Annotated in this window: 22 protein-coding genes and 2 pseudogenes; 17 read left to right on the top strand and 7 right to left on the bottom strand. The window is 71.6% G+C overall.

Translation table 11 applies throughout. From position 1 onward, the window contains the following. Positions 1-9 precede the first annotated feature (9 nt). The 4 genes and pseudogenes from OG787_RS06675 to OG787_RS06660 form a co-directional block, all read right to left on the bottom strand. Positions 10-1035, bottom strand: a pseudogene (locus tag OG787_RS06675) (RNA polymerase sigma factor); the annotation flags it as partial. After that, a complete protein-coding gene (uvrA, locus tag OG787_RS06670) occupies positions 1020-3860 on the bottom strand; it encodes an excinuclease ABC subunit UvrA (RefSeq protein WP_405534554.1) in 2841 nt (946 codons plus the stop codon). The pseudogene OG787_RS06675 and the gene uvrA, both read right to left, overlap by 16 nt. A gap of 84 nt (positions 3861-3944) precedes the next feature. After that, positions 3945-4337: an SCO5389 family protein gene (locus OG787_RS06665; RefSeq protein WP_235473749.1), complete on the bottom strand. Its 393-nt coding sequence runs from the start codon at positions 4335-4337 to the stop codon at positions 3945-3947. A gap of 53 nt (positions 4338-4390) precedes the next feature. After that, entirely contained in the window at positions 4391-5341 is a 951-nt protein-coding gene (locus OG787_RS06660; protein ID WP_405534553.1) for an ATP-binding protein, read from the bottom strand. A 181-nt stretch (positions 5342-5522) separates the two neighbouring features. On the opposite strand from OG787_RS06660, the gene OG787_RS06655 reads away from it, so the two are divergent. The 7 genes from OG787_RS06655 to OG787_RS06625 all read left to right on the top strand — a co-directional run bounded on the left by OG787_RS06655 (position 5523) and on the right by OG787_RS06625 (position 13415). After that, the gene (locus OG787_RS06655; protein ID WP_405534552.1) at positions 5523-6059 is read left to right on the top strand and encodes a GNAT family N-acetyltransferase; all 537 of its coding nucleotides are present in this window, start codon (positions 5523-5525) and stop codon (positions 6057-6059) included. Between the two features lie 108 nt (positions 6060-6167). Continuing rightward, positions 6168-7673 (top strand): ABC transporter substrate-binding protein, encoded by a 1506-nt coding sequence (locus OG787_RS06650; RefSeq protein WP_369031746.1) that lies wholly within the window; start codon positions 6168-6170, stop codon positions 7671-7673. Positions 7674-7676: 3 nt separating this feature from the next. Further along, positions 7677-9434, top strand: coding sequence for an ABC transporter permease subunit (locus tag OG787_RS06645; RefSeq protein ID WP_369031747.1), 1758 nt, complete (start codon positions 7677-7679; stop codon positions 9432-9434). 208 nt (positions 9435-9642) lie between these two features. Further along, positions 9643-10875 (top strand): MDR family MFS transporter, encoded by a 1233-nt coding sequence (locus tag OG787_RS06640; RefSeq protein WP_405534551.1) that lies wholly within the window; start codon positions 9643-9645, stop codon positions 10873-10875. Positions 10876-11058: 183 nt separating this feature from the next. Further along, on the top strand, positions 11059-11970 hold the full coding sequence (locus tag OG787_RS06635) for a UTP--glucose-1-phosphate uridylyltransferase (protein ID WP_369031749.1): 912 nt from the start codon (positions 11059-11061) through the stop codon (positions 11968-11970). A gap of 121 nt (positions 11971-12091) precedes the next feature. After that, a complete protein-coding gene (locus OG787_RS06630; RefSeq protein ID WP_405534550.1) occupies positions 12092-12661 on the top strand; it encodes a hypothetical protein in 570 nt (189 codons plus the stop codon). A gap of 46 nt (positions 12662-12707) precedes the next feature. Then, positions 12708-13415, top strand: coding sequence for a YcnI family protein (locus OG787_RS06625; protein ID WP_405534549.1), 708 nt, complete (start codon positions 12708-12710; stop codon positions 13413-13415). A 103-nt stretch (positions 13416-13518) separates the two neighbouring features. Here OG787_RS06625 and OG787_RS06620 read toward each other — a convergent pair whose 3' ends face one another. Beyond that, positions 13519-14313 (bottom strand): CDP-alcohol phosphatidyltransferase family protein, encoded by a 795-nt coding sequence (locus tag OG787_RS06620; RefSeq protein WP_369031752.1) that lies wholly within the window; start codon positions 14311-14313, stop codon positions 13519-13521. 106 nt (positions 14314-14419) lie between these two features. Between OG787_RS06620 and OG787_RS06615 the strand changes: the two genes are divergently transcribed. From OG787_RS06615 to OG787_RS06590, 6 genes are all read left to right on the top strand, one after another. Next, on the top strand, positions 14420-15397 hold the full coding sequence (locus tag OG787_RS06615; RefSeq protein WP_369031753.1) for a dehydrogenase: 978 nt from the start codon (positions 14420-14422) through the stop codon (positions 15395-15397). A gap of 100 nt (positions 15398-15497) precedes the next feature. After that, positions 15498-15896, top strand: a complete 399-nt coding sequence (locus OG787_RS06610; RefSeq protein WP_369031754.1) for a 6-pyruvoyl tetrahydropterin synthase family protein — start codon at positions 15498-15500, stop codon at positions 15894-15896. Further along, on the top strand, positions 15893-17143 hold the full coding sequence (locus OG787_RS06605; RefSeq protein WP_405534548.1) for a glycosyltransferase family 4 protein: 1251 nt from the start codon (positions 15893-15895) through the stop codon (positions 17141-17143). The genes OG787_RS06610 and OG787_RS06605 overlap by 4 nt, the downstream gene beginning before the upstream one ends. Before the next feature lie 8 nt (positions 17144-17151). Next, a complete protein-coding gene (locus tag OG787_RS06600; RefSeq protein ID WP_369031755.1) occupies positions 17152-17562 on the top strand; it encodes a hypothetical protein in 411 nt (136 codons plus the stop codon). A gap of 172 nt (positions 17563-17734) precedes the next feature. Next, positions 17735-18769, top strand: coding sequence for a trans-aconitate methyltransferase (locus OG787_RS06595; RefSeq protein WP_369031756.1), 1035 nt, complete (start codon positions 17735-17737; stop codon positions 18767-18769). Beyond that, positions 18766-20058 carry a lysylphosphatidylglycerol synthase transmembrane domain-containing protein gene (locus OG787_RS06590; RefSeq protein ID WP_405534547.1) on the top strand — a complete coding sequence of 431 codons (1293 nt, stop codon included), beginning with the start codon at positions 18766-18768 and terminating at the stop codon, positions 20056-20058. The genes OG787_RS06595 and OG787_RS06590 overlap by 4 nt, the downstream gene beginning before the upstream one ends. On the opposite strand, the pseudogene OG787_RS06585 reads toward OG787_RS06590, so the two are convergent. Continuing rightward, positions 19941-20672: pseudogene (locus OG787_RS06585) on the bottom strand (creatininase family protein); the annotation flags it as partial. The gene OG787_RS06590 and the pseudogene OG787_RS06585 overlap by 118 nt on opposite strands. 38 nt (positions 20673-20710) lie before the next feature. Between OG787_RS06585 and ribA the strand changes: the two are divergent. The 4 genes from ribA to OG787_RS06565 all read left to right on the top strand — a co-directional run bounded on the left by ribA (position 20711) and on the right by OG787_RS06565 (position 24955). Next, positions 20711-21367, top strand: a complete 657-nt coding sequence (ribA, locus tag OG787_RS06580; protein WP_235473729.1) for a GTP cyclohydrolase II — start codon at positions 20711-20713, stop codon at positions 21365-21367. A gap of 104 nt (positions 21368-21471) precedes the next feature. Next, positions 21472-22470: an ornithine cyclodeaminase family protein gene (locus OG787_RS06575; RefSeq protein WP_405534546.1), complete on the top strand. Its 999-nt coding sequence runs from the start codon at positions 21472-21474 to the stop codon at positions 22468-22470. A gap of 270 nt (positions 22471-22740) precedes the next feature. After that, positions 22741-23796, top strand: a complete 1056-nt coding sequence (locus OG787_RS06570) for a saccharopine dehydrogenase (RefSeq protein WP_405534545.1) — start codon at positions 22741-22743, stop codon at positions 23794-23796. After that, positions 23789-24955 carry a saccharopine dehydrogenase family protein gene (locus OG787_RS06565; RefSeq protein ID WP_405534544.1) on the top strand — a complete coding sequence of 389 codons (1167 nt, stop codon included), beginning with the start codon at positions 23789-23791 and terminating at the stop codon, positions 24953-24955. The genes OG787_RS06570 and OG787_RS06565 overlap by 8 nt, the downstream gene beginning before the upstream one ends. 41 nt (positions 24956-24996) lie before the next feature. On the opposite strand, the gene OG787_RS06560 is transcribed toward OG787_RS06565, so the two are convergent. After that, the gene (locus OG787_RS06560; RefSeq protein ID WP_369031761.1) at positions 24997-26223 is read right to left on the bottom strand and encodes a serine hydrolase domain-containing protein; all 1227 of its coding nucleotides are present in this window, start codon (positions 26221-26223) and stop codon (positions 24997-24999) included. Positions 26224-26261: the final 38 nt, after the last annotated feature.

The following is a 26261-nucleotide window of genomic DNA, read 5'->3' as shown; positions in this document are numbered from 1 at the left end:
ACGGCCGGGTCACATGGCGTCGAGGTAGTCCCGCAGGATCTGGGAGCGGGACGGGTGACGCAGCTTGGACATCGTCTTGGACTCGATCTGACGGATCCGCTCGCGCGTCACGCCGTACACCTGGCCGATCTCCTCCAGGGTTCTCGTCCGGCCGCCGGACAGGCCGTAGCGCAGGGAGATGATCCCGGCCTCCCGTGGCGTCATGTCCGCGAGGATGGACTGGATCGTCTCCTGGAGCAGCAGGAACGTGACCATGTCCATGGGGGTGACGCTGTCGCGGTCCTCGATCAGGTCGCCGAACTCGCCGTCGCCGTCCTCACTGAGGGCGGTGTGCAGCGAGACGGGTTCCTTGGTGTACATGGCCAGTTCGGGCAGCCGCTCCACGTCGACGCCCGCCTTCTCCGCCAGTTCCTCCGGGGTGGGTTCCTTGCCGAGGTCCTGGATCAGCTCGCGGCGGGTGCGGGCCACCCGGTTGATGACCTCGACCAGATGGACGGGGATCCGGATGGTCCGGCCCTGGTCGGCCAGCGCGCGGGAGATCGCCTGCCGGATCCACCAGGTCGCGTACGTCGAGAACTTGAAGCCCTTCGCGTAGTCGAACTTCTCGACGGCCCGGATCAGGCCCGTGTTGCCCTCCTGGATCAGGTCCAGGAACAGCAGCCCCCGGCCCGTGTAGCGCTTGGCGACGGACACCACCAGCCGGAGGTTCGCCTCGATGAGGTGGGACTTGGCGCGCTCCCCGTCCGCGGCGACGATCTCCAGCTCGCGTCGGAGCACGGTGTCCTCGGGCGGCTCCTCCAACAGTTTGTGCTCGGCGTACAGCCCGGCCTCGATGCGTTTCGCGAGGTCGACCTCCTGGTCGGCGCTGAGCAGCCGGACCCGGGCGATGAGCCGGAGATAGTCCCGCACCTGGTCGACCGAACCTCCCGCGTTGCTGAGCCGGGGGAGGGGAGCATCGCTCTCGTCCTCGGTGGCCGGGTCGAACACATCGGTCACCTCGGTGTCGGTCGCCATCGTGCTCACTTCCTCTCCAGGAGTGCACGCAGGAACGTCCCTGTATGAGAACGAGCCTCGGCCGCCACGTGTTCCGGAGTGCCCTGGGCAATCACCCGGCCGCCACCGGTCCCGCCCTCCGGGCCCATGTCGATCACCCAGTCCGCCGTCTTGACGACATCGAGGTTGTGCTCGATGACGACGACCGTGTTCCCCGCGTCGACGAGTCGATGCAGTACGGCCAGCAGCCGGCGGACGTCGTCGACGTGCAGCCCGGTCGTCGGCTCGTCCAGTACGTACAGTGTGCGCCCCCGCGTACGGCGCTGGAGTTCGGCGGCGAGTTTGACCCGCTGCGCCTCGCCGCCGGAGAGGGTGGTGGCGGCCTGGCCGAGCTTCACATAGCCGAGACCGACGTCGTGCAGGACGCCCAGATGCCGGGAGATGACCCCGTGCCCGTCGAAGAAGGCCAGACCCTCCTCGATCGTCAGGGCGAGGACGTCGGCGATCGACTTCCCCTTGTAGTGCACGTCCAGGGTCTCGCGGTTGTACTGCGCGCCCTGACACACCTCACACGGCACATACACGTCCGGCAGAAAACTCATCTCCACCTTGATCGTGCCGTCGCCGAAACAGTGCTCGCAGCGCCCGCCCTTGACGTTGAAGGAGAACCGGCCCGGCAGATAGCCGCGCACCTTCGCCTCCGGGGTCTGCGCGAACAGCTTGCGGAGATGATCGAACAGGCCCGTGTACGTCGCCGGGTTGGAGCGCGGGCTGCGGCCGATGGGGGACTGGTCGACCTGGACGACCTTGTCGATCTCCTCGATCCCGGTGATCGTCCGATGCCGTCCCGGCACCTGGTGGGCCCGGTACAGGCGTTTGGCGAGGGCCGCGTGGAGGATGTCGTTGACCAGCGTCGACTTGCCCGAACCGGAGACGCCGGTGACCGCGACGAACTGCCCGAGCGGGAACGACACCGTGATGTTCCTCAGGTTGTGCTCGGACGCGTCGTGGACGGTGAGTTCACGGCCCTCGGTGCGCGGTCTGCGCGTCGCCGGGAGCGGAATCCGGCGGCGGCCGGAGAGATACGCGCCGGTGAGGGAGGTGGGGTGCGCCAGCAGCTCCTCCGTACTGCCCGAATGGACCACGTGTCCGCCGAGTTCACCGGCGCCCGGACCGATGTCCACGACCCAGTCGGCGATCCGCACGGTGTCCTCGTCGTGCTCCACGACGATCACCGTGTTGCCCCGGTCGCGCAGCCGCAGCAGCGTCTCGATCAGCCGCCGGTTGTCGCGCTGGTGCAGCCCGATGCTGGGCTCGTCCAGGACGTACAGCACCCCGACCAGCCCGGCACCGATCTGCGTCGCGAGCCGGATGCGCTGCGCCTCCCCGCCCGACAGACTCGCGGCGGGCCGGTCCATCGACAGATAGTCGAGCCCTACGTCGAGGAGGAAGCGGAGCCGTTCGGTGATCTCCGCCAGTACGGCGTCGGCTACCCGGAGTTCCCAGCCTTCGAGTTTCAACTCACCTATGAACAGGGCCAGTTCATCGATGGGCAGCGCGGTCAGCTCGGCGATGTTCCGGCCGCCCACGGTGACGGCCAGCACGCTCGGCCGCAACCGGGCCCCCGCGCAGGCCGGACACGGCACCTCCCGCATATAGCCCGCGAACCGCCCCTCGCCGTCGGCCTCGGCGTGCCGGCGCCGGATGTGCGGCACGACCCCCTCGAACCGGGTGAGATGCGAACGCTCGCGCCCGAACCGGTTCCGGTAGGTGAGGTGCAGCTGCCCCGGGGTCCCGTGCAGCACGGACTTCCTTACGGCGGCGGGCAGTTGGCGCCAGGGCGTGGCGGTGCCGAAGCCGAGTTCGGCGGCCAGTGCTTCGAGGAGGCGGGTGAAGTAGTCGGCGCCGCTGGTGTTGGTCCAGGGCGCGATCGCCCCCTCGGCGAGCGACAACTCCTCGTCCGGTACGACGAGTTCGGGGTCCACCTCGGTACGGGCGCCGAGGCCCGTGCACTCGGGGCAGGCTCCCCAGGGCGCGTTGAAGGAGAACAGGCGCGGCTCCAGCGACTCCAGGTCGATGTCGTGGGCCCGGGGACATGCCATCCGCTCCGAGAACCTCGACTCCCGCTCGGGAGCGGTGGCTTCGAGGTCCACGAAGTCGGCCCAGACGACACCGCCCGCGAGACCGAGGGCCGTCTCGACGGACTCCGTCAGCCGCTGCCGTACCCCCGGTTTCAGCGTCAGCCGGTCCACGACGACCTCGACGGAGTGCTTGACTCGCTTGTCCAGTGCGGGTGTTCCGCCCGACAGCGGCAGGGTGACGCCGTCCACCCGGACCCGGCTGAAGCCGTCCGACATCAACTGGCGGAAGACCTCGGCATGTTCGCCCTTGCGGTCCCGGACGACCGGGGCCAGCAGCTGGACGCGGGCACCCTCGTGCCGCTCCAGCAGCCGGTCCACGATCCGCTGCGGGGTCTGCCGGCTGACCGGCTCGGCGCACACCGGGCAGTGCGGGCGGCCGACCCGGGCGTACAGCAGCCGCAGATGGTCGTAGACCTCGGTGATCGTGCCGACGGTGGAACGGGGATTGCGGCCGGTCGTCTTCTGGTCGATCGCGATGGCCGGCGACAGGCCCTCGACGACATCGACATCGGGTTTGTCGAGCTGCCCCAGGAACTGCCGCGCGTACGCCGACAGCGACTCCACATAACGCCGCTGTCCCTCGGCGAAAATGGTGTCGAACGCGAGACTCGACTTCCCGGAACCCGACACCCCGGTGAAGACGATCAGCGCGTCCCGGGGCAGCTCCACGGAGACGTCCTGGAGATTGTGCTGACGGGCGCCTTTGATGACGATGCGGTCTTTCACCCGTTCGACCGTAGAGGGCAGGGGGCCGTAGGGCTGCCGAATCGTTATCAACTTTCTTGGGGCCGGGAGATCTGGATCGTCCCGTCAGCAGTCGCGGAACTCCGGGGACTGGTTGAGGACCTGCGAGCGCAGCGAGGTGAAGCGGGCGTAGGTCTCGCCGTTCTGGGCGCCGGGGTGGAACGCCGCGACCCGGTGGCAGTTCTGGAAGGCCAGCGCGATACCGAAGTGCCGCTCCAGGCTGCCCCGGATCGCGTCGCTGGCCAGCGCCCGCAGCAGCTGACCGCGTTCCTGCTCGGAGGGCGGCGGGGTCTGGTTGTCGGCGAACTCGGCGGTGCCGCCCTGGAGTTCGGAGGCGAGGTCCGCGATGAGGTCGTAGGCGTAGGGGAGGGAGGTGCGGACGGTTTCGACGAAGTCGTCCTCGCGGATGTCACCCTGTTCGGCTTCGGCGAGGAGCTGGGGGGAGACGTCGAGCGACATGAAAGGGGTGTCCTGTTCTTTCGATCTCACGAAGTGGTGCAGTGGGGGTGTGGTCAGGCGAGGGCGGCGGGCCCGTGCGCGAACTCCGGGTCGACCTGATCGGCCAGGTCGAGGCCCGTCGCCTTGTCCGCCCAGGCCTGGGCGTTGCGCAGATGGAACTCGACGGCGTGCCGCTGGAAGGTGGCCCAGTCCTTGGGGCGGGCGTCGAGCGCGTCCTTGAGCTGGTTCAGGGCGTGCCGGTTGTGCGGTTCCAACTCGCCCTGGTCGCGGCCCTGTTCGGCGGCGCGCACCCAGGAGGACTGGACGAAGTGGGTGAGCAGGTCGTCGCCGGTCTCCTCCTTGAGGAAGAGCAGGTCGTCCTCACCGGTGACCTTGTTGCCGATCACCGCGAGCGGAATCCCGAACTCGCGGGCGTGGTCGCGATATTGGCGGTAGACGGAGACGCCCTTGCGGGTCGGTTCGGCGACCAGGAACGTCATGTCGAACCGGGTGAACAGCCCGGAGGCGAAGGCGTCCGCGCCGGCGGTCATGTCGACGACGACGTACTCGCCGGGTCCGTCGACGAGATGGTTGAGGTACAGCTCCACCGCGCCCAGCTTGGAGTGGTAGCAGGCGACACCCAGGTCGCTCTCCTCGAAGGCGCCGGTCGCCATCAGCGGCACACCGCCCACGCGCTCGACGTGCCGGGCGTGGATCTCGTCGTCGCCGAGCGGACGCAGCAGCCGGGAGCCACGGCCGGCCGGGGTCGTCTTGACCATGGCCTCGCGCGACTCGATGCGCGGGTTGGTGCCGCGCAGGAAGTCCTTGATGTCGCCGAGGTGCGCGCTGAGCGGCGGCGCGGCGAACGCCTCGCCGCCGACCGGGTCGAGTGCCTCGGCGAGGTGCTGGTTGATGTCGCCGTCGATGGCGACCACGGGCGCGCCGGAGCGTGCGAGATGGCGGGAGAACAGTGCGGACAGCGTGGTCTTGCCGCTGCCGCCCTTGCCGACGAACGCGACGCGCATTACCTGGCCGCCCCTCGACTGCTGGTGGCCTCTTTGCCAGCCGTTTTGAAAATGAATGTCATGTGGCAAGTATTTATGCGGCGCCGGGGGCTCTGTCAAATCACCTCACCCTCAACTGAGGTGCGACGGTGTCGAGTTGGTGGCCGTTTGTTCGACGTTCCTAAATGCATATGATGTGCAGGTGCATCAATATGGCATCAGGACGGCGACCCCCGACGACCTCGACGGCGCGCGGGCTGTCATGCTCGACACCGTCTACCGCGACTTCGGGACGGGTTACGTGCCCCGCTGGCACGGCGACATAGTCGATCCCGCGTCCGCTTACCTCGTACCTGCCCGCCACACGCTCCTGGTCGCGGTCGACGAGCGCGACGCGAGCGTCGTCGCCACCGCCGCCCTCGACTCGCGCGGCCCCCTCCACCCGCCGAACCCCCGCCATGTCGCCGAGCGCTACCCCTCGGGCGCGACCGCGCAACTGCGCCGGGTGTACGTCCGTCCCGAGCACCGCAGGCGCGGACTGGCCCGGCGGCTCGTGACCGAACTGCTGGCCTTCGCGGCGGCCGACGGCGGCTATCGCGCCGTGTATCTGCACACGGACCCCGCGGTCACCGGCGCCGAGGGCTTCTGGCGGTCGCTCGGCAAGGTCGTGCACGACGAGCGCGAGGACGTGGGTGGCGGGCAGGGCGTCGTCCACTTCGAGGTTCCGCTGGAGCTGTGATCGCAGGCGACCACCCGGGCTGGCTACTGGAAATGATAATCATATAGGGTCCAGTTTCCGTGCGGCCTCCGTCCGTGCCGCACCGCCCCCTTCACAGAACTGAGGATCATGCGCACCCCCCGCCGTCGCCGACTGCTCGTCGGACTGCTGTTCGCCCCGCTGCTCACCGGTTGCTTCGCCTCCAGCGGCAGCGACGACGGCGACTCGTCGTCGGACGCCGGGTCCGGCTCCCGGCTGAAGGTCGCGCTCGCCTTCCCGCCCGCCGAGAACCTCTCCCCGTACGGCGCCGACGCCACCCTGCTCAGCCGCCTCGGCGTCACCGAGGGGCTGACCTCCCTCGACGCCAACGGCTCCGCCGCGCCCGCCCTCGCCGAGTCCTGGACCCGCAAGGACGACCGCACCTGGGAGTTCACGCTGCGCCAGGCCACCTTCCAGGACGGCACCGCAGTCACCGCGGCCACCGTCGCCGCCGCCCTCACCCGTGCCACCCAGGCCGAGCCCGAGCCCGCCGCCCTCACCGGCGTCACCCTCACCGCGAAGGCCGCGACCGACGGACGAATAACCGTCACCACCGCCGAGCCCGACCCCGTGCTCCCGCTGCGCCTCTCCAGCCCCGGCCTCGCCGTCCTCGCGCCCAAGGCGTTCGCGAAGAAGGACGCCGTCGACCCGGTCGGCACCGCCACCGGCCCCTTCGAACTGACGAAGACCACCGGCTCCACCGCCGCCACCCTCGACCGCTTCGACGACTACTGGGGCGGACGCGCCCAGGCCGCCGGCATCGACGCCCGGTTCATCGCCGACGGCACCGCCCGCGCCAACGCCCTGCGCACCGGCCAGGTCGACATCGCGGAGTCGATCCCGGTCGCCCAGGCCGCCTCCCTCGACAAGGCGACCCGCCGCGAGACCGCCACGGCCCGCACCACCTACCTGCACCTCGACACCAAGTCCGGCGCCTTCAAGGACGCCGGGCTGCGCGCCGCCGCCCGCGCCGCCGTGGACACCTCCGCCATCGCCGACGGCGTCTACGAAGGCCACGCCGACGCCGGCCAGGGCATCTACGGCCCGGCGCTCAGCTGGGCCGAGGGCAAGCGCGTCCAGCCCACAGGGCGCGCGAAGGCGGCGGCGCCCGACGGCACGGCCGTCACCCTCGCCACGTACGACAACCGGCCCGAACTCCCGGAAGCCGCCCAGGTGTTGAAGCAGCAGCTGGAGAAGGCCGGGTTCAAGGTGACGCTGGAGGTACGGGAGTACTCGCGCCTGGAGAGCGACGCGCTGGCCGGCAAGTTCGACGCTGTCGTCGCCGCCCGCAACACCATGCTCGACTCCGGTGACCCCGTCTCCGTCCTCGCCAGCGACTACACCTCCGACGGCGGCTACAACCTCTCCCTCCTCGCCGACAAGAAGGTCGACCAGGCCGTCGCCAAGGCCGAGGGCATCGAGGACACCGCGAAGCGGCAGGACGCGGCCATGGCGGCGGAGGCCCTGATCCTCGGCGCCGACGCCGTCGTCCCGCTGGTCCACCAGCGGATCATCACCGGCGTCGACGCCGACGTACAGGGCGTACTCCTCGATCCGTACGAGCGCACGCTGGTCGGTACCGGAACCCGGCGCTGACCCGTGCGGGGTCGTGTGGGCACGCTCCTGTGGCGTGCCCTGCTCGCCGCGCTGCTCGTGTGCGGGATCGGCCTGCTGCCCTGGCTGACCCGCACCGACCCGGCGCTCACCGTGCTCAAGGCCCGGTCGGCGGAGCGCGAGGCCACTCCGGCCGTACTGGCCGCCATCCGGGAGCAACTCGGCCTGGACGCCGGGCCGTTGCGGCTGCTGGGGGAGTGGCTCGGCGGGCTGCCGCGTGGGGACGCCGGGCGGTCCTGGATCTCCGGGGGCGAGGTCATGCCCGGAGTGCTGGAGGCGCTCGGCGCCTCACTGCTGCTGATGGCCGTCGCGCTGACCATCGCCGTCCTCGTCGCGGCGCTGGTGTGCGCCCGAACACTGTGGAGCGGCGGGCGACATGGCGGCGGCAGCGGTTCGGCGATGGTCGCCGCGCTGCCCGAGTTCCTCACCGCGTCCGTGCTCGCCACCGTCGTCGGCGTCCAACTCGGCTGGCTGCCCGCGCTCGGCTGGTACGGCTTCCAGTGGACGATCCTGCCCGGACTCGCCCTCGGCCTGCCCGCCGGCGCGCTGCTCGGCCGGCTCCTCGACGACCTGCTGCCCGGCGCCTTCGCCGAACCCTGGGCACTGGCCGCCGCCGCACGCGGCATCCCGGCCCGACGGATCGCGAGCCAGGCGGTACGCCGCTGTCTGCCCGGACTGCTGCCCAACGCGGGCCTGTTCGTCGTCGGGCTGACCGGCGGCTCGGTCGCCGTCGAGCAGATCTTCGACATCCCCGGCCTCGGCCGCACCGCCCTCCAGGCCGCGATCGCCCAGGACCTGCCCGTCCTCCAGGCGAGCACCCTCGCCCTGGTCCTGCTGGCGGCGCTGGCAGCGGGCGGAACCCGGCTGACAGCCCGGCTGCTGATCGGCCCCGCCCTGCGAGACGGCGGCCTCTCCTCCCTGCACCGGCCCGCACCGCCCGCCCGCCGCACTCCGCCCCTCCTGTACGCCGGAGTGCTGCTCGGCGTCGTAGCCCTGGGCCTGCCACGCGACCCCCTGGCCCTGGACACCCGGGCCCGGCTCCAACCCCCGTCCTGGACACACCCGTTCGGCACGGACGCGCTCGGCCGCGACGTCCTCGCCCGCGTCGGGCACGGCGCCCTCGACACGCTCCTGCTCGCCTCCGCGATCAGCGCCGCCGCGCTGCTGATCGGACTGGTGCTGGGGCTGGTGCCCCGGGTGTCCGGACCGCTCGTCGACACGGTCAACGCGATACCGCCCGTACTCGCCGCGCTGCTCGTCACGGCGGTCGTGGGCAGCGGCGGGGCCACCCCCGCGCTCGCCGTGACCGCCGTCGCCTGGGCACCGCTGGCCGCGCACACCGCCGCCCTGCTGCGCCAGGAACGGGCCACGCTGCATGTCACGGCGACCCGGGGGCTGGGCGCCTACCGCTGGTACGTCCTGCGCCACGAACTCCTGCCCGCCGCACTGCCCCCGGTCACCCGGCACGCCCTACTGCGCCTGCCCGCAGTCGCGTTGGCCCTCGCGGCCCTCGGCTTCCTCGGCCTCGGCGCCCAACCCCCGTCCCCGGAATGGGGCTTGCTCCTCGCCGAGAACCAGCCGTACGCGGAACGCGCCCCCTGGGCGGTCCTCGCCCCGGCCGCCGTACTCGCCCTGTTGGGCGCGTTGGCGGTGACGGCTGCGGGGCTCAGGGTGCGCAGTCCCCGGAGGGCGGTGCGGGCGGCCCAACCGCTTCCGGAGAAGCGGGAGTTGGCCTTCCGATGATCCCGGTTGTCCCGGCAGGAGACGGTGTGCGCGGCCCGACCTCGCCGAGAGACAAGAAGGCCGGCCTTCCGGCGTGCGCCTCCGCAACTGCCCGCAACGGTGAGCCGCCTGCCCGGATGTGCCCGTCGCCGCCGCTCAGGACGCCGCCGCCCCGGATGACTGCGCCCGCGTCCCAACACCTCCCGGATTCACGAGAGTTGGCTCTCCAGTGACCACCCCCGCAACCGCCGGTCTTCAGGGCGGGACGCCCGCCCGGGCGCGGCTGTCGCCGCTTCTGCGGCTGCTCATCCTCACCCAACTCGCCTTCAACGTCGGGTTCTTCGCCGTTCTGCCCTTTCTCTCCGAGCATCTCGGGCAGGCGATCGGCATGGCCGGCTGGCTCGTCGGGTTCGTGCTCGGGCTGCGTACCTTCAGTCAGCAGGGGCTGTTCGTGGTCGGCGGCGCGCTCGCCGACCGGTACGGCATCCGGCCCGTGGTGCTCGCGGGGTGCGCCCTGCGCATCGCCGGTTTCGCCTGGCTCGGCTACGCAGACTCGACCGGGACCGTCATCGGCGCCGTCCTCCTCATCGGCTTCGCCGCCGCGCTCTTCTCGCCCGCCGTCGAGTCCGAGGTCGCCCGGCAGGCCGTGGTCCGGGAGGAGCAGGGCGGCGGCTCACGCACCCGCGTCCTCGCCCTGTTCACCGTCGCCGGACAGGCGGGCGCCTTCGTCGGACCGCTGCTCGGCGGACTGCTGCTGTCCGTCGACTTCCGGGTCGTCTGTCTCGCGGGCGCCGGAATCCTCGTCCTCGTCCTCGCCGGGCACGCCTGGCTGCTCCCGCAGCACATACCCGGCAGGGAGCGCATACGCGCGAAAGGGGGCGTGCACACACTGCTGCGCAACCGTCGGTTTCTCGCACTCTGCTCCGCGTACGGCGCCTATCTCCTCGCGTACAACCAGCTGTACCTCGCACTCCCCGACGAGGTCGAGCGTGCGACCGGCTCGCAGACCGCCCTGGCCTGGCTGTTCGCCCTCTCCTCGCTGCTCGTCGTGACCGCCCAACTGCCGGTCACCCGCTGGGTCGGCGACCGTCTCGACCTGCGCCGCTCGATGGTCGTCGGCATGCTCCTGATCTCCGCCGGATTCGCCGTAGTGGCCCTGGCCAGGCCCGCGGCCTGGACCGGAACCGTCGGGCTGCTGCCCGCCGCCGGGTTCGTCGTCCTGCTCACCCTCGGCCAGATGCTGGTCGCGCCGGTCGCCCGCGCCTGGGTCCCCGACCTCGCCGAAGAGGGCCGGCTCGGGCTCTACACCGGCGCCCTGTCGTCGGTTTCCGGCCTGGTCGTGCTGGTCGGCAGCGCGCTGACCGGCACCCTCCTCGACACCGGACTGCCCGCCGCCGTCCCTTGGCTGGTGCTGGCCGCCGTACCACTCGCGGCCATCGCCGTACTGCCGCGACGGGCCTGAACCGGTGGCCGGGGGAGCACCTGCGGGGTCTGGGGGGTGCGGCGGTGGGGCATGCCGATTGGTAGCGTCACTCCACCCGCGCCGACACGCGCGGGTGAGCGGTGCGGAGCACCGCCGAGCAGGACCACGCACCACAAGTACCACCGACCGATGAAACGTACGCGTTTTCGTACAGGGGGGCCCATGGCCACGATTCGCAGGGCAGTCATTCCCGCAGCCGGACTGGGGTCCCGGCTGCTGCCGCTCACCAAGGCGACACCGAAGGAGATGCTGCCCGTCGGTGACAAGCCCGTCATCGAGCACACCGTCCGGGAGCTCGTGGCCTCCGGCATCACCGACATCACCATCGTCGTGTCCGGCGACAAGGGGCTGATCCAGGACCACTTCCGGCCCAACCCCGGCCTCGTCGACCAGTTGCGCGCCGACGGCAAGTCGGCGTACGCGGACGCCGTGGAGGAGGTCGGCGAGCTGTCCCGGCTCGGCCACATCACCTACCTCTACCAGCAGGGCCCCTACGGCAACGGCACCCCCGTCCTCAACGCCTCGCGCAACATCGGCGACGAGCCGCTGCTGGTGCTGTGGCCCGACGACGTGTTCGTCGCCGAGGTCCCGCGCGCCCAGCAGCTGATCAAGGCGTACGAGGCCACCAACTCCCCGGTCCTCGCGCTGATGCCGATGGACCCGGGCGACTCGCAGCGCTACGGCGTCCCCGTCGTCAAGGAGGACCTCGACGACGGTCTGCTGCGTATCACCGGCCTGGTCGAGAAGCCCCGCCCGCAGGACGCGCCGTCGTCGTACGCGGCCATCGGCGGGTACGTCATCACGCCCGGCATCATCGACGAACTGCGCGAACAGACCAAGCGCTGGTACGACCATCGCACCGGCGAGGTCTACCTCACCGACGCCATCAACGCCTACGCCGCCAGCCGCGCCGTCTACGGCCAGGTGATCCACGGCCGCTGGTACGACACCGGCAACCCCCTCGCCTACCTGACCGCCCAGTTCGCGGCAGCGCTCAACGACCCGGAGTACGGCCCGCATCTGCGCCGCCTCGCGAAGGAACTGGAGGACGAGGAGACCGCAGGAGGCGAGTGACTCCCCGGTCTCGTCCTGGGGGCTCCGCCCCCAGACCCCCGTATCGCGCTGAACGCGCTCGTCCTCAAACGCCGGACGGGCTGGAGGGTGCCGGGATCGCCTGTGGGAGGATCCCGGCACGATGAGCGACGCTTCCCCGGCCGTACGGAGTCTGCGCGCCGTGGTGTTCGCCGCGGTGTGCGTGCTGCTGGCCGCCGCCGCGCACGGCCTCGCGACCGGCCGGTCACCGGCCCTGGCCGCCGACGGCGCCGGGTTCGTGGGCGTGTTCGCCGCCGGGTGGCTGCTCGGCGGACGGGAACGGTCGCTGCCGGGGATCGGCGGTCTGACGCTGGCCACCCAGGCGGGGCTGCACCTCGCGTTCGGGGCGGTGCGCGGCCGGACCATGGCGCCCATGCACCACCCCGGGATGTCGATGGCCCACGCGCACTCCCACGTCATGAGCGCGCACGTCCTCGCCGCCCTGGCCGCCTCCTGGTGCCTGCGACGGGGCGAGGCCGCGCTGTGGTCGCTGCTGCGCTGGGCCGTCGCCTTCGTGCCGGGCCTCGCCGCCTGGTGGCGGGACGCGCCCGCCGTGCCGCCCCGCCCGGCCCCGGGGCGCATGTCGTCGTCGGTCGTCCGGCCGCGCCGGCTGCTCCTCCGATACGCGGTGAGCGGTCGAGGACCGCCGACAGGGATTCCGTACACGCCCTGAAGGTCCTCGACAGTAGTCACCAGTACGGAAATACGGAGTTCCGCCCATGTTCCCCACACGCTTCACCCTGCGCCGCGCCGGCGTCGTCACCGGACTCACCGCCGCCGGTGTCCTCGCGGCGGCCGGTTCCGCCTTCGCGCACGTCGCCGTGCACCCCGAGAGCTACGCCAAGGGCGCCACGGACGGCGTCCTGACCTTCCGGGTCCCCAACGAGGAGGACACCGCGAGCACCACGAAGGTCCAGGTCTTCCTGCCCACCGACCATCCCGTCCTCGGCGTGCTGGTCACCCCGGAGGAGGGCTGGACCGCGAAGGTGACGACCACCAAGCTCAAGACGCCGATCAAGACGGACGACGGGACGATCACCGACGCCGTCTCCGAGATCACCTGGTCCGGCGGGAGGATCGGGAAGGGGGAGTACGAGGACTTCGACGTCGCGTTCGGTCAACTCCCCGACGACACGGGGCAGCTGGCCTTCAAGACTCTCCAGACGTACTCCGACGGCAAGGTCGTCCGGTGGATCGAGACGCCCGAGGCGGGGCAGGAGGAGCCGGAGAATCCGGCGCCCACGCTGAAACTGACGGTTGCGACTTCACCGGCGGTGGCTTCCGTCAAGAGCGAGGCCGGTCAGGCCTCGGCCAGTGACTCGACCGCTCGTGGGTTGGGGATCGCCGGGTTGGTTGTGGGGGTGTTGGGGCTTGGTGCGGCGGCGTTCGCGTTGATCAGGAGCCGGGGTTCACGTTCGTCGAGTTAAGGACTGGGCGGTTCCTCGGCCGCGGGGCGGTGGGGGCTGGTCGCGCAGTTCCCCGCGCCCCTGTCGGGGCGCTGCGCGCACCCTCCTTCACCAGGCCCGTACCTCACCGGGACACGGACTCGGCCGGTACCAGTGCGCGCAGTTGCTGTTCCACGTCCGCGTACGACGCGACCGGCGTCGTACGCGGGTGGGACGTCCGGTACAGCCACAGGATGTCCCGGCCGAACGACCAGACCAGGGTGCCCAGGGCCAGCGCGACGACCGCCTGCGTCGCCGCGAGGGGCAGGTAGCCGGAGGCGCCGACCAGGAGCAGGATGCCCTGGAGGGCGGCCACGGTCTTGCGGGCGGTGCTCGGGGGGAGCGGGGCGTTCAGCCAGGGCAGGACGCGGGCGGCGGCCACGAAGGCGTAGCGCATACCGCCGATCAGCAGGACCCACGGGCCCAGCGACATGGACACGTACACGCTGAGCACGAGGATCAGGAACGCGTCGACCTCCATGTCGAAGCGCGCGCCCAGTGTCGAGCAGGTGCCGGTGCGGCGGGCGACCTTGCCGTCCACGCCGTCGAGGATCAGGGCCACGGCCGTCAGACCGACGAACAGCGTGACCGGCGGCGAGCTCTCGAAGGAGTCCGCGACCAGCGCCGTCACCCCGCCGACCAGGGTCGCCCGGCCGAGGGTCACACGGTTGGCAGGGCCGAAGGACTTCGACCCGGACCGGTGCAGCGCGCGGGACAGAACGGCCCAGGTGGCGAACGCGAACGTCAGCCCGGTCAGCCAGCCCGCCGGGCCCAGACCGATCGCGGAGCCCAGCAGGGCCAGCAACAGGATCTGAATGCCCGCTCCCAGAGCGGTCTCCTGCTGTGCCGGCCTTACGTCGTACGTGTAGTTCAGGGCCACCGCTCGTCCTCCGCCGTATGTACAGAGTGGATCATGCCGCGTACTGTGCGCGGACTGTGCACATCTCGGTACGTGAACAACTTCCCAAGCGTTCAGGAGGACTCCGATGAAGCGCGCCGCACGTGCGTTCTGGATCGGTTCGCCGGACCGCGGAGAGATCCGTGACGTCGAGCTGCCGGCGCCCGGCGAGGGCGAGGTGCTCGTCCGCACCCTGTGGTCGGGCGTGAGCCGCGGCACGGAGACACTCGTCTTCCGGGGCGGGGTCCCGGTCAGCCAGTACGCGGCCATGCGGGCGCCGTTCCAGGAGGGCGACTTCCCCGGGCCGGTGAAGTACGGCTACCTCAACGTCGGTGTGGTGGAGGAGGGGCCGGACGCGCTCGTCGGCCGTACCGTCTTCTGTCTCTATCCGCATCAGACGCGGTACGTCGTCCCGGTGGGCGCGGTGACAGTGGTGCCGGACTCGGTGCCCGCCGAGCGGGCGGTGCTCGCCGGGACCGTCGAGACCGCCGTGAACGCCCTCTGGGACGCGGCGCCGCTGGCCGGGGACCGGATCGCGGTCGTCGGCGGCGGGATGATCGGCTGCTCCGTGGCCGCCCTGATCGCCCGCTTCCCGGGCGTGCGTGTGCAGTTGGTGGACGCCGATCCCGGGCGGGCGAAGACCGCCGAGGCGCTCGGCGTCGACTTCGCGCTGCCGCAGGACGCGTCGGGGGAGTGCGACCTGGTCGTCCACGCGAGTGCCACCGAGGCGGGGCTCGCGCGCTCGCTCGAACTCCTCGGCGCCGAGGGCACGGTGGTCGAGCTGAGCTGGTACGGCGACCGGCGCGTCAGCCTGCCGCTGGGCGAGGCGTTCCACTCCCGGCGGCTCACCGTCCGCAGCAGCCAGGTGGGGACGGTGTCCCCGTCCGCGCGCCCCGGCCGTACGTACGCCGACCGACTCGCCCTCGCCCTCGACCTGCTCGCCGACCCGGCGCTCGACGCCCTCATCACCGGGGAGAGCGACTTCGAGGAACTCCCTGACGTGCTGCCGAAGCTGGCCTCCGGAGAGATCCCGGCCCTCTGCCACCGCGTCCGCTATTCCATTTGAACAAGCCGTTGAACAAGCTGCCCTGAGCAGCCGTACTACTCGGCATGCCCCGGCAGCGATCAGCACGGGGCAAGACGCGCCGCACCTGGAGGGTCGTCCGTTGTTCAGCATCACCGTCCGCGATCACATCATGATCGCCCACAGCTTCAGCGGAGAGGTCTTCGGGCCCGCGCAGCGCCTGCACGGAGCGACGTTCCTCGTCGACGCCACGTTCCGCCGCGAACAGCTGGACGAGGACAACATCGTCGTCGACATCGGCCTGGCCACCCAGGAACTGGGTGCCGTGGTGAGTGAGTTGAACTACCGCAATCTGGACAACGAGCCCGACTTCGCCGGTGTCAACACCTCCACGGAGTTCCTGGCCAAGGTCATCGCCGACCGGCTCGCCGCCCGTATCGAGAAGGGTGCGCTGGGCGAGGGCGCCCGGGGCCTGGCAGGCCTGACCGTCACCCTGCACGAATCCCACGTCGCCTGGGCGAGCTACGAGCGTGCCCTGTGACCGACACGACCCTCGACCGCGCGGTTCCCCTTTCCCCGGCGGCCTCCTCGGTCGCCCCGGCTCAGGTACAGGTACAGGCTCACGTGCAGAAGACGCTCAACTACGTGCCGGTGCAGAACGCGGCCCTCAAGAACGCGGCGATCATCCCCATGTCCCTGCGCTCCGTGCACTTCGTGATGCCGGGCGGGGTCGACGACCCGGCCACGCCGAGCGGGGGCAACGCCTACGACCGGCGGATCAGCCTCGATCTGCCCGGCTTCGGCTGGCAGGTGCACAAGCACGCCGTCGCCGGTGACTGGCCCCGGCCCGGCGCCGACGCCCGCGCGGAACTGGCGCGGACGCTGCGCGAGCTGCCGGACGGCACGGTCGTCCTGCTCGACGGTCTGGTGGCCTGCGGGGTCCCCGAGATCATCGTCCCGGAGGCCGAACGGCTGCGCCTCGCCGTGCTGGTACACCTTCCGCTGGGCGACGAGACGGGTCTCGACCCGGCGGTCGCGGCCGAGCTGGACGCCCTGGAGCGGACCGTCCTGCGGGCGGTGCCCTCGGTGATCGCGACCAGCGACTGGGCGGTCCGACGCCTCGTCTCCCACCACGGACTCGCCCCGGACCGTGTGCACATGGCGGCCCCCGGCGCGGACATCGCCCCCCTCGCCTCCGGCACGGACGGCGTCTCCCGCCTCCTCTGCGTGGCTGCGGTGACCCCGCGCAAGGGCCAGCACCGCCTGGTGGAGGCACTGGCCGCGGTGACCGACCTGCCGTGGAGCTGCGTCTGCGTAGGCGGCCTCGAACAGGACCCCGAGTACGTCTCCGACCTGCGCGCCCTGATCGCCAAGCACGGCCTGGAGGACCGCCTGCACCTGGCCGGCCCCCAGGCGGGCGCCCAGCTCGACGCCTCCTACGCGGCAGCCGACCTCATGGTCCTCACCTCCTACGCGGAGACCTACGGCATGGCGGTCACGGAAGCCCTGGCCCGCGGCATCCCGGTCCTCGCCACGGACGTCGGTGGCCTCCCCGAGGCGGTCGGCCGCGCCCCCGACGGAGGCGTCCCCGGCATCCTCGTACCCCCGGAGAACCCGGCGGCCCTCGCGGCGGAACTGCGCGGCTGGTTCGGCGAGGCGGACGTCCGCCGCCGCCTGAAGGCAGCGGCACGAGGCCGCCGAGCAGCCCTCGACGGCTGGGCGGCCACGGCACGAAGCCTGGCCGGAGTACTGGGCCGGATCCCCTGGGAACCTCGGAGGGCGGCATGAAGAGGGCGATGACCATGCCGACGGCCGGGCAGCCGGGGCTGGTGGTGCTCCTCGTGGCCACCGACGCCGAAGCGGCGGCCGTCCAGGCACGCCGGGAAGTGGCACTGCTACGACGGGCGCTTCTCCCGGGAGTTGAGGAGGCGGACGTGAGTAACGCGACGACGACGCCCTCGACCTGCTCGAAGGTGCTCAGGGACGACGACGTCGAGTCGGCCGTCGCCCGGGCACACCGGGTCGCTGCCCTGCGCAGTGCCGTCGGGGTGCGGGGGCGGATTCCCTCGGGAACCTCGCCGGGTTCGGTGGCCTCCGTGGATGCCGACACCGAGCTGTCCGCTGCTCGGGGACGCCGGGTCGCCGCGCTGCGGAGCCTGGTCGGGATGTCGGAGCGGGCTCCCGGGCGAGCGAGGAGCGCGGCATGAAGAAGGCGATGACGACGGCGTTTTCCGCCGGGTCGGAGGCGGCGCCGCGGGGTTCTACGACGCCCGTGGACGCCGACGTGGAGCTGGTCGCCGCTCGGGGACGCCGGGTGGCCGCGCTGCGGAGTCTCATGAGGACGCCGGAGCGGACTCCCCCAGAAGCAAGGAGCGCGGCATGAAGAAGGCGACGACGATCACGACTTCGGCGGCGTCCGAGATCCAGCGACGGGGACCGGTGACTCCGGTGGACACGAACTCCAAGCCCGCCGCCGGGATTCCGGCCCAGCCCACGCACCGGGACGTCAAGGCCGGCGCCGGGCCGGTCGGCCCGGGGGAGCGGGGCACGATCCGGCTGCGCGAGGCCGGGCCCGACGACCCGCCCCGGTACGCGCCCGACTGGCTGGAGCTGCGCGAGGGCGCCGATGCCGCCGCGCGCGCCGCCGAACTGCTCGACCCGCTCCGGATCCGGCTGGCCAACCTGCCCGGCAAGGCGGGCGGCCTCGTCGTCCACGACCTGGGCTGCGGCACCGGCTCCATGGGCCGCTGGCTCGCACCCCGGCTCGACGGCGCCCAGCACTGGGTCCTGCACGACCGTGACCCCTACCTCCTGCACTTCGCCGCCGTGGCCTCGCCGCGCGCCGCCGCCGACGGCAGCCGCGTGACGGTCGAGACCCGGCGCGGCGATGTCGCCCGGCTGACCTCCGACGCCCTGGTCGGCGCCTCACTGGTCACCGCGTCCGCCCTCCTTGACGTCCTCACCCGCGAGGAGGTCGACGCCCTCGCCACGGCCTGTGCGGGCGTCGGCTGCCCGGCCCTGCTGACCCTGTCCGTGGCCGGCCGCGTCGACTTCGCCGCCCCCGACCCGCTCGACGGGGATCTCGCCGACGCGTTCAACGCCCACCAGCGACGGGCGGGACTGCTCGGCCCCGACGCGGTCACGGCGGCCTGCGAGGCCTTCGACCAGCGCGGCGCCACCGTCCACGTCCACCCGAGCGCCTGGCGCCTCGGCCCCGTCGAGGCCCCGCTCACCGCGGAGTGGCTGCGCGGCTGGGTGGCGGCAGCGGTGGAGGAACGCCCGTCCCTGAAGCCGAAGGCCGACAAATACCTCGCCGCCCGCCTGGAGGCATGCGCGGCGGGTGAGCTGCGGGTCGAGGTCCACCACAGCGACCTCTTGGCACTGGCGAGGCCGAAGGGCGGGACGACGTCATGAGCGTTCAGACGGTCGACGCGCCCGAGGTTGTCATCGGCGGGCGCGCGCCAGCGCCCCGCCAGGGGCGCGGGGAACTGCGCGACCAGCCCCCACCGGCCCGCACCCGACGAACTACCAATCCGGCGGTACGTTCGTCCTCCGGCCGCGCCGGAGTCATCGGCTTCGTCGGGGACAGGGTCACCCCCCAGGCAACACCCCCGAGCCGACTCCGCCGAGCCGCCCGAGCCCTGAGGCCCCACCTGGGAACCCTCGCCGGAGCAACGATCCTCGGCGTACTCCTCTGGCGCCTCGGCACCGGCGTCTTCCTCGACGGCCTGCGCCGCATCGACGTACCGACCCTGTTCATCGCCCTCGGCATCGGCCTGCTGACCACCGTGTTCAGCGCCTGGCGCTGGGCCCTGGTCGCCCGCAGCCTGCGGATCAAGCTGCCCCTCGGCACCGCCACCGCCGACTACTACCGCTCGCTGTTCCTGAACGCGGCCCTCCCCGGCGGCGTCCTCGGCGACGTCCACCGCGCGGTACGGCACGGACAGAGCGCCGGTGACGTCGGACGCGGAGTCCGCGCCGTCGTCCTCGAACGCGCCGCAGGACAGATCGCGCTGCTCGCCGTCGGCGCGGCCGTGCTGCTGACCCAGCCGTCACCTGTGATGGCCGAGGCCCGCCGGGTCGCCCTGATGGCCGCCTTCGCCGCAGTGGGCGCCCTCGCGGTCGTCGTCGCGATCCGGATGAACCGGGCCCCGAGCGTCGCGGCCCGCAAGGCCCGGGCCGTGCGGGCAGTGCTCGCCGAGGCCCGTGGAGCCCTGCTCTCCCGCGAGAACGCGCCGGGCGTGGCCCTCTCCTCGGTGATCGTCCTCTCCGGCCACCTCGGCATGTTCGTGGTCGCCGCCCGGGTCGCCGGATCCTCGGCCACGGCCGCCGAGCTGCTGCCGCTGGCCGTACTCGCGCTGCTGGCGATGGGCCTGCCGCTGAACGTCGGCGGCTGGGGCCCCCGCGAGGGCGTCACCGCCTGGGCGTTCGGCGCGGCGGGGCTGGGCGCGAGCATGGGGCTGAGCGTCGCCGTCGTGTACGGCGTACTGAGCTTCGTGGCCGCCCTGCCCGGCGCGGTCGTCCTGGTCGTCCGCTACTTCTGGTCGCCCACGGAGCCCTCGGTGCTCACCGAATCGTCGTCCCCGGACTCGGTGAGCATCGAGAAATACGCCCCGAAGGAGTCGGCGAAGCTCGCCAGCAACGCCTTCCCCTTTTCGGCGGAACCGAGTGAAGGACGGCCGATGACACCGGAATCGGTGTAACCGGCCATGCCGAGGGTGAGGAGATGCCGGCGGTCGTCGGCGACGAAATCAGAGGTCTCATAACCGGGACGGAGCAATTCGGGATGAGCGTGCAGAAGGATGGAGGTCTCGATTTCCCCCGCGTGCATGTCGGTGAGCAGCGAGGTCACGACTCCGGCCCGCTCGCGCGCCGTCTCCCAGTCCTCCGCGGCCGGGAACAGCGCCATCCGCTCACCGCGCGCGGAGGATTCCTGAACGACGTTGCCCAGTACGTAGTTTCCGCCGTGTCCGTTGACGACCACCAGGGCGTCCACGCCCGAGCGGCGCAGCGAATCGGCGATGTCCCGTACTACCGCGTGAAGGGTCACGGAGGAGATGCTGACGGTTCCCGGCCAGGCAGCGTGCTCGTGCGAGCAGGCGATCGTCACCGGCGGAAGGAGGTGCACCGGGTATGCGGCTGCGATCTCCCGGGCTATGGCACACGCGACCAGGGTGTCCGTCGTCAACGGAAGGAAGGGACCGTGCTGTTCGAAGCTCCCGACCGGAAGAACGGCGACCTGTGTTGAGACGCCGGCGGCTCGCGTCCGTACGTCTTCCGTAGTGTCCACCGGCAACCGTATTCCCGAATCATCCATGTTCTCACGGCCTTTCGTCTCTGCTTAGGAACCAGATCATGACAGAAAAAATTGGCGTACTCGGCAAAGCCTCCCAGCCGTCGGGAGTCGAACGCGTCGTTAATGCGCCGTTGCCCACCGTGTACGGCGATTTCCAGGCGGTCGGTTACATGGACCACGATCGCGGTGACGAGCAAGTGGCGCTGGTCTACGGCGAGATCACCGAGGACGACGTACTCACCCGGCTGCATTCCGAGTGCCTGACCGGCGACGCGTTCGGCTCCCAGCACTGCGAATGCGGCGACCAGCTCGACTCCGCGCTGCGCGCGATAGTCGCCGAGGGACGCGGCATTCTCGTCTACCTCAGAGGGCATGAGGGCCGGGGCATCGGCCTGCTCGCCAAGCTCCGCGCGATGCAGCTCCAGTCGGAGGGCCTGGACACCGTCGAGGCGAACCTCGCGCAGGGCCTGCCGGTCGACTCCCGCGACTACGGCGTCGCCGCGGAGATCCTCCACGACCTCGGCGTCCGCTCGGTCCGCCTGATGTCCAACAACCCGCGCAAGCGCGAGGCGCTGCTCCGCCACGGCATCAAGATCGCCGAAGATGTGCCGCTGCTGATCCCGCCGTGCGAGAACAACATCACCTACCTGCGGACCAAGCGCGAGCGCCTCGACCACGTCCTGCCGCACCTGGACGCGGTGGCACACTGGTCCTGACCACCTGACCGGGAGACCCGGCCGGGAGTCCCGATCAGGGGGCGCGCGTCATTCGGATGCGCGCGGGGGGTGCCAGAAGCCCCGATTCCGGAAAGGAAGAGGGAATGACCGACGATGTCCTCTTCCTCTCCCGGGACCAGGTGACGGCCCTCCTCGACCCCGACACGGCGATCGCCTCGCAGCGCGCGGCGTTCGCGGCACTGGGCGCGGGTGGTGCCGGTGCACCCGGCCTGCCTGATCCACCCGATCTGCCCGGGAAGATCATGCACCCCAGCCGTTTCGACGACAGCGTGGTCTTCGCGTACGTCTCCCGGCTGTCCAAGGACACCGGCGCGGTGGCGAAGTTCGGCAGCGTCAACCCCGGCAACGCGGCGGCCGGACTGCCGACCGTTCACGCCGTCGTCACCGCCCTCGACCCGGTGACGGGCCGACTCGCCGCCGTCATGGACGGCACGGCGGTCACGACCCTGCGTACGGCCGCCGCCAGCGCGGTGGCCTTCGACGCGCTGGCCACCGCCGACAGCGCCGAACTGGCCCTCATCGGCTCGGGCACCCAGGCCCTCGCCCACGCACGGACGGTCGCCCGCGTACGGAACCTGAAGTCCGTACGGGTGTGGAGCCCGACCCCGGAGCGCCGCGAGCGGGCGGCGGACCACCTCGCGGCCGAACTCGGTATCGCCGCCGAGGCGACCGACACCCCGGAGGAGGCGGTGTCCGGGGCCTCCATGGTCGCGACCTGCACGCTCAGCACCACCCCCGTCGTACACGGCGCCTGGCTCGCGCCCGGCTGCACGGTGGTCAGCGTGGGCTCGTTCGAACCGACCCGCAAGGAGGTCGACGCCGAGGTCCTACGGAGGTCGGCGGCCGTGGTCGTCGACGACCCGGAGACCGCGGCGGAGCACGCAGGCCCGGTGATCGACGCCCTACGGAACCACCTACTGACCCGCGAGCATCTGATCGGCCTCGGAGACGTCCTCACCGGCGCCCGGACCGCCCGCACAAGCCCCGACGACATCGTCTTCTACAACAGCGTCGGGCTCGGTGTGCAGGACGCGGCGGCGGCCTGGGCTGTCGTGCGCGCGGCGCGGGGAGCGGGGCGATGAGCGCCCTGCGGCGGGCGGGCGCCGTCGTGATCGGTGGTGGGGTGATGGGGGCGGGCATCGCCTACAGGCTCGCCTCGGCCGGGCGTAGGGGACGCGGTCGACTTCAGCAGGGGGCTCTGCTTGCCCACCGAGGGGCCCGGCCCGCTCGACCGGCGGGCGGTGGGGTGATCTGCGCCCCCTCTACCTGGGCCGCGTACCCTTCGTCGACATAAGCCCCATGAACGCTGGCCGTCTCGCGGCCGATGCCCCGCGCCCGGAGGTCACCCCCGTATGACCCAGCTCCACTTGTGGCTGCGCCACGAGACCCGCACGACCGAACGCCGTACCGCTGTCGTCCCGTCCGACGCCCAGCGACTCGTCGAGGAGGGAGTGCGACTGACCGTGGAAGAGTCCCCGCAGCGGATCTTCCCGATCGAGGAGTACGAGGCGGTCGGCTGCGGTGTCGCAGACGCCGGGTCCTGGGTCTCCGCACCCTCGGACGCGGTGATCGTCGGCCTCAAGGAACTCCCCGACGAGCCGGGCGAGTTGCGCCACCGGCACATCTTCTTCGGGCACGCCTACAAGGGCCAGCCGGGCGCGGCCGAGCTGCTGAAGCGCTTTGTCGCCGGGGGCGGGGCCCTGCTGGACCTGGAGTACCTGGCGGACGACCAGGGGCGGCGGCTGGCCGCCTTCGGCTACTGGGCCGGATATCTCGGCGCCGCTCTCGCCGTGCTCCAGCACCGGGGGAAGCTGACGACTCCCTTGCTGCCCACCACCAAGGAGGCCCTGGAGGCCGAACTCCGGTCACCCGGAACCCGGATGAGCGCGCTGGTGATCGGCGCCCTGGGCCGCAGTGGCCGGGGCGCGCGCGTCGCGCTCGACGAGGCCGGCGTCGACCCCACCTGCTGGGACCTGGCCGAGACCCGGAATCTGGACCGACCGGCCCTGCTGGCCCACGAGTTGCTGGTCAACACCGTCCTCACCACCAGCCCGGTCCCGCCCTTCCTCACGGACGAGGACCTCGACACCCCAGGCCGCCGCCTCCGCACCCTCTCGGACGTCACCGTCGACGTCGGCTCACCCATGAACCTCCTCCCGGTCTACGACACCGCCACCACCTGGGACGACCCGGTGCGCCTCCTCCGGGACGAGCCCCCGCTCGACCTGATCGCCATCGACAACCTGCCGTCCCTGCTGCCCCGCGAGGCCAGCACGGACTTCTCGGCCGCCCTGGTGCCCCAGCTCCTCGACTTCGAGGTGGGCGGGGCGTGGGGGCGCTGTCTGGACCGGTTCCATCAGGTGTGCCGTGAACTCGGCATCGTCAAGGAGGAGTTGGGCCATGAGTGATCTGGTTCCCGCGAGCGGCACCGTCCACTGGATCGGCGCTGGCCTGTCCACGGGCGGCGGCCTGGCCGCGCTGTGCGAGACGGCCGAGCGGGTACGTGTGTGGCACCGCACCGAGGACCGCGCCGCCGAGGCCCTCGCCCACCTGGGCCTCACCGGCCGCGCCGAACCCCGCGCCTACACCCTCCCCGCGCTCACCGCCGAACTCGCCCCCGGAGACGTGGTCGTCTCGATGCTCCCGGCACCCGAACACGCCCCGCTGCTGGCGGCCTGCGTGCAGGGCGGGGCGCACTTCGCGTGCTCAAGCTATGTGTCGGAGGCGGTACTCGATCAGGTTCCCGCAGCCGAGGCGGCCGGTCTGGTCGTCCTCACCGAGTGCGGGCTCGACCCGGGCATCGACCACCTCTTCGCCCACAGCCTGGTCACCCGCGCCGAGCACGCGATCGGTGCCGGTACAGCGGCCTCGTACCGCCTCACCTCGTACTGCGGAGGCATCCCCGCGGTGCCCAACGACTTCAGGTACCGGTTCAGCTGGGCGCCCGCCGGAGTCCTGAACGCCCTTCGCTCGCCCGCCCGTTACATCGAGGACGGCGCCGAGACGGTCGCCGACCGGCCCTGGGAGGTCACGCGCCCGCATGTGATCGACGGGGAGACCTTCGAGGTGTACCCGAACCGGGACAGCCTGCCCTTCGTCGGCCAGTACGAACTGCCGACGGCGTGGAAGGCGGAGACCTTCGTGCGGGGCACCCTGCGCCTGGACGGCTGGCTGAGCGCCTGGGACTCCGTCTTCGAGGAGCTGAAGGGCGGCGACGACGAGCGGATCGGCGCCCTGGCAAGGGAGTTGGCGGCCCGCTATCCGACGACCGACGCCGACCGTGACCGGGTGGTGCTCGCGGTGTCCCTTGAGGTGGACGCGGACGGTGACACCGGCTCGGGGCGGCGGACGTGGTCCGGCCGTTATCTCCTCGACCTGGAGGGTGACGCGGCCGAGAGCGCGATGGCCCGCTGTGTCTCCCGCACACTTGCCCTGGGCGTCCGGCACATCCTCGACGGTTCGCTGCCGCCGGGCCTGAGCCGCGCCGCCGAGACGGCACGGCGTTCGGAGGAATGGCTGAGCGAACTCGGCGGGGAGGGACTGGAGTTCAGGCTCACCGTCGGCTGACGGCGGCGCGCTCCCCGCCTGTTGTCTGCTTCCTGGGGCACCTACTCGGCGACGACGGCCTCGTGCACCAGCCGTCGGAGATCCTGCCAGTACGACTGGCTCGTCCTGTGTCGTACCTGGGTCATGAACTGCACGGTCAGATCACGGCTCGGGTCGACCCAGAACGTCGTCGTCGCCACCCCGCTCCAGCCGTACGTGCCGAGGCCGCTCGGGGCCAGGGTGCGGTCGGGGTCGATCACCACCGAGACCCCGAGGCCGAAACCGACGCCCGCGTTGCCGGGTTCGTCGTGCGGACGGGCACCGAAGGTACGCAGATCGGCGCCGCCCGGAAGGTGGTTGGAGGTCATCAGGGCCACCGTCTCGGGCAACAGGAGGCGGACGCCGTCGAGTTCGCCGCCCCGGCGGAGCATCTCCATGAACCGGTGGTAGTCGTGGGCGGTGACGACCATGCCGCCGCTGCCGGACAGGAACCGGGGCCGGCCCTTCAGCGGCAGACCGAGGGTCGGCTCGATTCCGCCGTCCTCGGTCTCCCCGTACAACTCGGCCAGCCGGTCCGTCTGTTCGCCCGTCACACAGAAACCGGCGTCCGTCATCCCGAGCGGGCGGAAGACCCGGTCGGCGACGAACTCGTCGAGCGGCTGCCCGGACGCCACCTCGATGACCCGGCCGAGGACGTTCGTGGCGACCGAGTAGTTCCACTGGGTGCCCGGCTCGAACTGCAGCGGCAGACCCGCGTACACCGAACAGGTCTCGGCCAGGGTCGAGCCCGGCACCACCGACGACTCCAGGTTGGCCCCGCGGTAGAGGGCGTCGACGGGGTGCGAGTGGTAGAACGCGAAGGTCAGGCCCGCCGTGTGGGTCAACAGGTGGCGGATCAGGAGGGGGCCAGCGGGCCGGGTCGTGAGGTCGTCCCCGGAGCCCCCCGCGTACACCTGCGGGTCGGCGAACTCCGGCAGGAAGCGGGACACGGGGTCCGTGAGCCCGAGCCGGCCCTCCTCCACCAGGATCAGCGCGGCCACCGAGGTGACCGGCTTGCTCATGGAGTAGATCCGCCACATCGTGTCGGCCTCGACCGGCAGGTCGGCCGCGATGTCGCGCCGGCCGTGCGTGGTGAGGTGCGCGACGCGACCGGCGCGGGCCACGGACACGAGGAAGCCGGGCAGCCGCCCTTCGTCGACATAGTGGGCGAAGTGCTGGTCGAGGCGGTCGAGCGCCTTCACGTCCAGTCCGACCTCGCTCGGATCGACCTCTTGTCGCAGCTGTGCCATCGTTCCCCTCCGGTCGCTTGAAGTGCCGTCCTGTCATA

This window comes from Streptomyces sp. NBC_00075 (genome assembly GCF_045041225.1).
GTDB classification, from domain to species: domain Bacteria; phylum Actinomycetota; class Actinomycetes; order Streptomycetales; family Streptomycetaceae; genus Streptomyces; species Streptomyces adonidis.
The sequence above is the reverse complement of the archived record's forward strand: the minus strand, read 5'-3'. Positions and strand labels throughout refer to the sequence as shown.